Raw genomic sequence first — 6000 nt, forward strand, 5'->3', positions numbered from 1 at the left:
CGTTAAGCAGTTGACTTTTCGAGCTTTTGACCTTTTGACGTTAAGCCGTTGAATTTGCAGTGAAGCAGCGCAGATGGTGAGCAAGTAAGCGCTCGAGGGCCAACGCCACATCCAACGGCCGCAAGCGGCCACCCTTCCGATCAGTGTTGATCAGGACAAGCCGAGATAGTCGCGCTTGCCGATCGGCACACCCTTGTGGCGCAGGATGTCGTAAGCGGTGGTCACGTGGAAATAGAAGTTCGGCAGCGCAAAGCCCAGCAGATAGGACTTGCCGTCGAACGTGACGGGCTCGGGGCGCAGCTTGATCTCAATGGTGCGCGCCTCGCTGCCCTCGAGCTGGGCGGGCTGGATGGTCTTCAGGAAGGCCACCGTCTTGGCGATGCGCTCCTGCAACTCCGGGAAGGTGGTTTCGGTGTCGGCAAACGACGGCATCTCGATGCCAGCCAGCCGCGCCGCGCAACTCTTTGCGCTGTCGCTGGCGCGCTGCACCTGCGCCGGCAGCGGGTCCATGTCCGCCACCAGGCGGGTCTGGATCAGGTCGGCGGGGTCCATGCCCTGCGCCTGCGCGAATGCGGCGCCTTTGTCCAGGATGGCCGACAAGCTGCCGAAGGCCCGGATAAAGGCCGGGATCGATACTTCATACATCGAGAGTGACATGGGGGTGTCCTTGGAGTGGTGATTGCCAGACGCGGCGTCCCGCCACCCCGCAAACTGGGCCTGGGCGGGATGCGCGACACGGCGAGGATAAACCTTCCGGCGGTTTCTCGCCGGCCGGCCGCTGGCGGCCTCGGACATGCACAGCCCCGCGAGCAGGATTGAAGTCGCCGGATACATCACCATGTGATATTTACAAATGCCTCGTGCACGCTTTACAAGGGCGGTGCGGATTTGTGGCCGTGGCGACCCTCCCCGCCGGAATCGCAAGCGCAGCCTGCCGGTGTTGCAAGACGCCTTCGGCGCAACCTGCAGCAAATGGCACGCTCTTTGCGGTGCAGGCGTTGGCGTGAAACAAATTAAGCGGCGCAACAGCAGCCGCATCGTCACCACGTAGCACGTAGGGGAGCGTTGCACATGCACACCAGCCTAGAACCGGTCCGACAGCGCCGGTCGTTCGATGTCGTCCTGATCGATACCAGTCCACTTGTCCAGCTAGCGTTAAGACAGATTCTCATCAGCATCCCCGGCATCGACCGGGTGGATTGCATGTATCCCGATGCACTGGCGAACTTCCACGCCCACGGCAGCCTCCTCGTGCCGACCGACCTGCTGGTGCTCGGCCTCAGCCACGACAGCGACGGCGGCCTTGGCCTGCTGATGGACGCATGCCGGTTCATCCGGCCGCGCGGCATGCTCATGCTCACGGAAGACACGCCGCTGGGCTGGGTGGACCAGGCGGCCGGCGACATCCCCTTCGCCTGGCTACCGAAGTCGGCATCGCTTGCCTGCCTCGACACAACCGTTCATCGCCTGCTCCAGGCAGGCGCGCAGCCGCCCGCAGCCATTGCGCCTCGCGTGCTGCCGATGCCCTTACACCGCGCGCCCCTGCCCCCACCCATGCTGCAGGCCCCGGCCGACAACCCGGAGCATGAAGAAGCGCGCCAGCTCGGGCTCACGCTGCGGCAATACCAGATCCTGGTGCAGCTGGCACAGGGCTATCCGTTCAAGACCATCGCGCGGGCGCTGCACCTTTCCGAATCCACGGTCAAGACGCATGCCCAGACCATCTATAAGCGCCTGGGCGCCACCAGCCGGAGCGGCGCGGTGTATGCCGCCCGCCAGCAAGGCGCTACCTTGCAAGTGCTTGAACGCGCGAGCGCCTGAACCAGCCATCTCAACCGCGCGCGCCCTCCCCGGCGTGCCGCCCGCTCACGATGCCGGCAATGCGTAGCCGCTGGCGCAGCGCCAGCAACGTTACCAGCGCCATGGCCATCGCCAGCGCGAGCAGGATGCCGCGAAAGTCGCGCCTGGAAGCCTCAGGCCGGCCCATGCCACTCGCGTACAAACCCCTCGGGCGCCGGCCGGCTGGCCGGGCGCACGGCTTCCTTGGGTGTACCGACATACAGGAAGCCAACCAGCGTTTCCTCGTCGCCAAGGCCTAGTGCCTGCCGGACGCCTTCGTCATAGCTGTTCAGGCCGGTCGCCCAGAAGCCGCCGTAACCCAGGATATGCAGGGCGTTAAGCATGTTCATGGTGGCCGCGGCCGTCGCCAGCAACTGCTCGATTTCTGGCACCTTGTGCCCGCGCTCGAGATGCACGCCCAGCGCGATCAGCATCGGCGCGGCCATGGCCTTGACCCGGAAGCGCTCGCCATCGCTTTGCGGGTCGCGAGCCTGCGCCGCCCGCACGAACACTTCGCCGAGCGCGGCGCGCGCCTCATCGCGGATCACGATAAAGCGCCACGGCTGGAGCTGGCCATGATCCGGCGCCCGCAAGGCCGCCTCGAACACCAGGTCCAGTTCCTTCGGCGATGGCGCGGGCGCGCCCAGCGGCCACGGCGACTGCCGCGACAGCAGAAATTCAAAGGCCATCTTCTGCGGGCCGGAAAGCGCCAGATCGATATCGGCCGACATGACATCCTCTCTATTGGGTTCTGGCACGCTCGGCGCGCCAGTCATTCCTGGACGCTCGCTTGCGCCTACAGGGTTTCCGCGCTGCGCACAAAATGCATGGCCTGCGGCTGCTCGACCAGCACGCACTGCTTGCCCGTGCGCGTCGGGCATAGCGGTCAGGAGCGCGTAGCCAAGGTCCTGATATTGCCGATCGATAGATTATAAATACGAATCATTGCTAATACGTGTGCTTTGTCGGGCGTGCGGCGTGTCGCCGAACCATGACCATGTATCCAAATTTCCCAATTTGGGTAAAATGGTCCATATGGACTATCAAGGAGATGGTTATGGCCCTACCCGTCACTACCGATCTGCTCGGCGAGTTGCCGCGTACACCGGCCTCCGAGGTCAAGAAGCATGGCTGGCGTGGCGTCATGCGGACAGTATCCCATCACGGCAAGGTGCTCATCACCAACCACAACGACCCCGAAGCCGTCATCCTTTCCACCCGCGAGTACACCGCCATGGTGGAGGCGGTTCGGGCCGCTCAGGCCAATGCCCCGGCCACGCTTGAGGCGCTGCGCAAACGTTTTGACGAGCGCCTTGCGTCTCTGGACGCCAACGACGCCGGCGACCGCTTGCGCGCCCTGGCCGGCCAACCCGCCCGGCTTGATGGAAAGGTGAAAGCCGGAACCGGATACTGATGGCGCGGCCGGTCCTCTACGTGCTGGCCGGCGTCAACGGCGCCGGCAAAAGCTCGATAGGCGGTTACCTCCTCGCTCGCGCCGGCCTTGCCTGGTTCAATCCCGACACCTTCGCACGTGAATTGCGGGCTGCCACGGGATGCGCGCAGGAGGACGCCAATGCCGCGGCCTGGCACGAAGGCGTGCGCCGCCTGGATCAGGCCGTCTCCGAGGAACGCACCTATGCGTTCGAAACAACCCTTGGGGGTAACTCGGTCCCGGCAAGAATCAGAGCCGCCACGCAGTCGCACGACGTGATCATCTGGTTCTGCGGGCTCGCCTCTGCCGATCAGCACGTCGCGCGTGTCAAGGCGCGTGTGACGATGGGCGGGCACGACATCCCCGAAGACAAGATACGTGAACGCTGCACGACCTCACCGGCCAACCTGATCGCGCTCATGCCCCACCTGGCGCATCTCCAGGTCTACGACAACAGCATCGACGCCGCGCCCGGCGACGCCGTGCCCGACCCCCTGCTGCTGCTGGAAATGTCCTACGGCAAGCTATCGTGGCCAACCTCGCCGCAGGACCTGAGGCGAACGCCCGAATGGGCCAAGCCCATCGTCGAAGCGGCGCTCGCACTTTGATCATCCTGGCTGGATCGCCTGCCCCGACTGCCCCGCCTGCCTCGACCATCGGCAGAGCCAGCGTTCGGTGGGCCTCATGATTTAAGATAACCCCTACCCCCTCCGGATGAGGCGCGCATCGCCTCGACGACGACATGAACGTCCCCTTCCCGATTCGCAAGGAGTGTCCGCCAGGCGCCTGCACATGCGGTCGCGAAGCGTTGCTGGACGACCCGCAATCCGACATGCGGATCCTCAGGCTCACCCAGGAAGAGGAAAAGCGGCTGATCGCCCGCCTTGAAAGCCTGTCGAGCCTGTCCGACCTGAAGGACATGGAAAGGCGCATGCATGCGCAACTGGGCATCGTGCTGACGATCACGCCCAGCATCCACGAAGTGCGCACCGTGCGCGGCATCAGCATCCAGGTGGAGGAGCAAGCCGGGCTGTGCCGCAAGACCAAGCAGGCGATTCCCGCGGCTATCCGCCGTTGCCTGGAGACAAACCCGGATATCGCGTACGCGATCCTGAACTCGCACGACTTGCTGGACGGCGCCTAGGGCTTCTCCCCACCTATCATTCCGCCACGATCTTCCTGTCGCTGGCGATGCGCTTCCACTGCACAAGATCCTGCCGCATGCGCGCGCCGAATTCGGATGGACTCATTGCCTTGGGCGCTGAGCCGTCCGGTTCGAGCACGACACGCACATCCTGCGACGCGGCGATCTCGTTGATCTCCCGGTTCAGCCTCTGGACCAGCGGCGCGGGCGTGCCGGCCGGTGCAAGGACACCAACCCAGATCTCGATCCCGTAGCCTGGCACCGATGCCGCCAGCGGCGGCAAGTCGGGAAAGGCCGCATTCGGCCGCTGCGAGGTCACCGCCAGCGCCCGTACCTTGCCGGACTTCAGCTGGGTCACGAGCGAGCTGTAGTTGGACATCATGACATCGATCTGCCCCGCCGCCAGGTCGATCAGCGCGTTGGAAGCCCCCTTGTACGGGACATGCATCATCTGGACTTTCGAGATGTCGCACAGCAACTCCGTGGCCAGTTGCGCCAGCGAACCTATCCCCGCCGAGCCATAGGTCAGCGCACCCGGTTTCGCGCGCGCCGCCGCGATCAGCTCGGCCGGCGACCTGATCTGGGTCGAGGACGAGACCGCCAGCAACAACGGCCCCTCGGCGACCATGGACACCGGCGTGAACGCGGCAAGCGGATCATAGGGCGAGCGAGGCTGGGTGGCGGCAGCGGTCAGGAAGGTCGACGACGTCAGAAGCAGCACCGACCCGTCCCGTGGCGCCTTGGCCACCGAGTCGGCACCAACGACGCCTGCGGCCCCGGGCTTGTTTTCCACGATGACCGTAGTCCCCAGGCGCTTTGCCAGCCCTGGAGCGATCGCACGCGCGATCACGTCGTTGCTCGCCCCCGCCGAAAACGGCACGACAATTCTCATCAAAGGCGGCAATTTGGCCTCGGTCTGTGCCGCCACCGTGGTGACCGCGGACATCGCGGCAAATAACAGCGCAATGCGGGCTAACGTATTTCTCATTCGGCGCACCTATCTCAGTGGGTAGAGCAGCATGGATGTCGGGAGCCGGACGCCGGGTGCCAGCCCCGGGTCCCATGGAATCCGCCAATATCCGGCCTAGGCACAATACTGTTAACAAATTCGAATTTGTGTTAACTTTCAAGCCTCTGCAACAACAAGAAGAGCTTGAAGGATGGCAAGAACGGAGGCAACGCTGCCCGGCGGTGCGAGGCTCGCGGACCATCTGGCGGTGGGGTATTTGGCGCTGAACTGCTCCCTGGGGCAGGTCAAGGAGGCGCTCGTGAAGTGCGGTGTGCAGACGCGTCTGCGCCGGGATATGCCACGGGAAGTGCTGGTGTATTTCGTGATGGCGATGTGCCTGTATCCGCGCGTGGCCTATGAGGAAGTGTTTCGGCTGGTGATCGAGGGGCTGCGGCGCATCTACGGCGATCAGGTGCGCGATGCGCAGGTCAGCAAGGCGGCGATCTCGCAGGGGCGGACACGGCTGGGCTGGCAGGTGATGCGCGAGCTGTTCGCCAGGCAGGCAGCGCAACGCCCACGAACTGCAGGCGGCGACTATGCGGGCTATCGGGTCATGAGCGTGGATGGCTCGACGCT

The 6000-nt window shown here is 64.5% G+C and carries 9 protein-coding genes; 5 read left to right on the plus strand and 4 right to left on the minus strand.

Annotation, left to right across the window (positions count from 1 at the left end; all coding sequences use genetic code 11):
* Positions 1 to 150: 150 nt before the first annotated feature.
* Entirely contained in the window at positions 151 to 657 is a 507-nt protein-coding gene (locus tag ACGLHR_RS07915; protein WP_400093073.1) for a DUF1993 family protein, read from the minus strand.
* A 414-nt stretch (positions 658 to 1071) separates the two neighbouring features.
* On the opposite strand from ACGLHR_RS07915, the gene ACGLHR_RS07920 reads away from it, so the two are divergent.
* Positions 1072 to 1821, plus strand: coding sequence for a response regulator transcription factor (locus ACGLHR_RS07920; RefSeq protein WP_400093074.1), 750 nt, complete (start codon positions 1072 to 1074; stop codon positions 1819 to 1821).
* A gap of 10 nt (positions 1822 to 1831) precedes the next feature.
* Here the strand turns inward: ACGLHR_RS07920 and ACGLHR_RS07925 are convergent, their stop codons facing one another.
* Positions 1832 to 1987, minus strand: coding sequence for a hypothetical protein (locus tag ACGLHR_RS07925; RefSeq protein WP_400093075.1), 156 nt, complete (start codon positions 1985 to 1987; stop codon positions 1832 to 1834).
* Complete coding sequence (locus ACGLHR_RS07930) at positions 1974 to 2570, minus strand: nitroreductase (RefSeq protein ID WP_267603205.1); 597 nt, start codon at positions 2568 to 2570, stop codon at positions 1974 to 1976. Before ACGLHR_RS07930 ends, ACGLHR_RS07925 begins: the two co-directional genes overlap by 14 nt.
* 326 nt (positions 2571 to 2896) lie before the next feature.
* Here ACGLHR_RS07930 and ACGLHR_RS07935 point away from each other — a divergent pair, with 326 nt between their 5' ends.
* From ACGLHR_RS07935 to ACGLHR_RS07945, 3 genes are all read left to right on the plus strand, one after another.
* Complete coding sequence (locus tag ACGLHR_RS07935; RefSeq protein WP_267603207.1) at positions 2897 to 3253, plus strand: type II toxin-antitoxin system Phd/YefM family antitoxin; 357 nt, start codon at positions 2897 to 2899, stop codon at positions 3251 to 3253.
* Entirely contained in the window at positions 3253 to 3879 is a 627-nt protein-coding gene (locus ACGLHR_RS07940) for a zeta toxin family protein (protein WP_400093076.1), read from the plus strand. Before ACGLHR_RS07935 ends, ACGLHR_RS07940 begins: the two co-directional genes overlap by 1 nt.
* 134 nt (positions 3880 to 4013) lie before the next feature.
* Entirely contained in the window at positions 4014 to 4415 is a 402-nt protein-coding gene (locus ACGLHR_RS07945) for a hypothetical protein (RefSeq protein ID WP_318237237.1), read from the plus strand.
* A gap of 16 nt (positions 4416 to 4431) precedes the next feature.
* Here the strand turns inward: ACGLHR_RS07945 and ACGLHR_RS07950 are convergent, their stop codons facing one another.
* A complete protein-coding gene (locus ACGLHR_RS07950; protein WP_400093077.1) occupies positions 4432 to 5403 on the minus strand; it encodes a tripartite tricarboxylate transporter substrate binding protein in 972 nt (323 codons plus the stop codon).
* Between the two features lie 172 nt (positions 5404 to 5575).
* Here ACGLHR_RS07950 and ACGLHR_RS07955 point away from each other — a divergent pair.
* The coding region (locus ACGLHR_RS07955; protein WP_400093079.1) for a transposase domain-containing protein at positions 5576 to 6000 on the plus strand (425 nt) is incomplete at its 3' end.

It is taken from the genome of Cupriavidus sp. CuC1, assembly GCF_044627735.1.
GTDB lineage: Bacteria > Pseudomonadota > Gammaproteobacteria > Burkholderiales > Burkholderiaceae > Cupriavidus > Cupriavidus ulmosensis.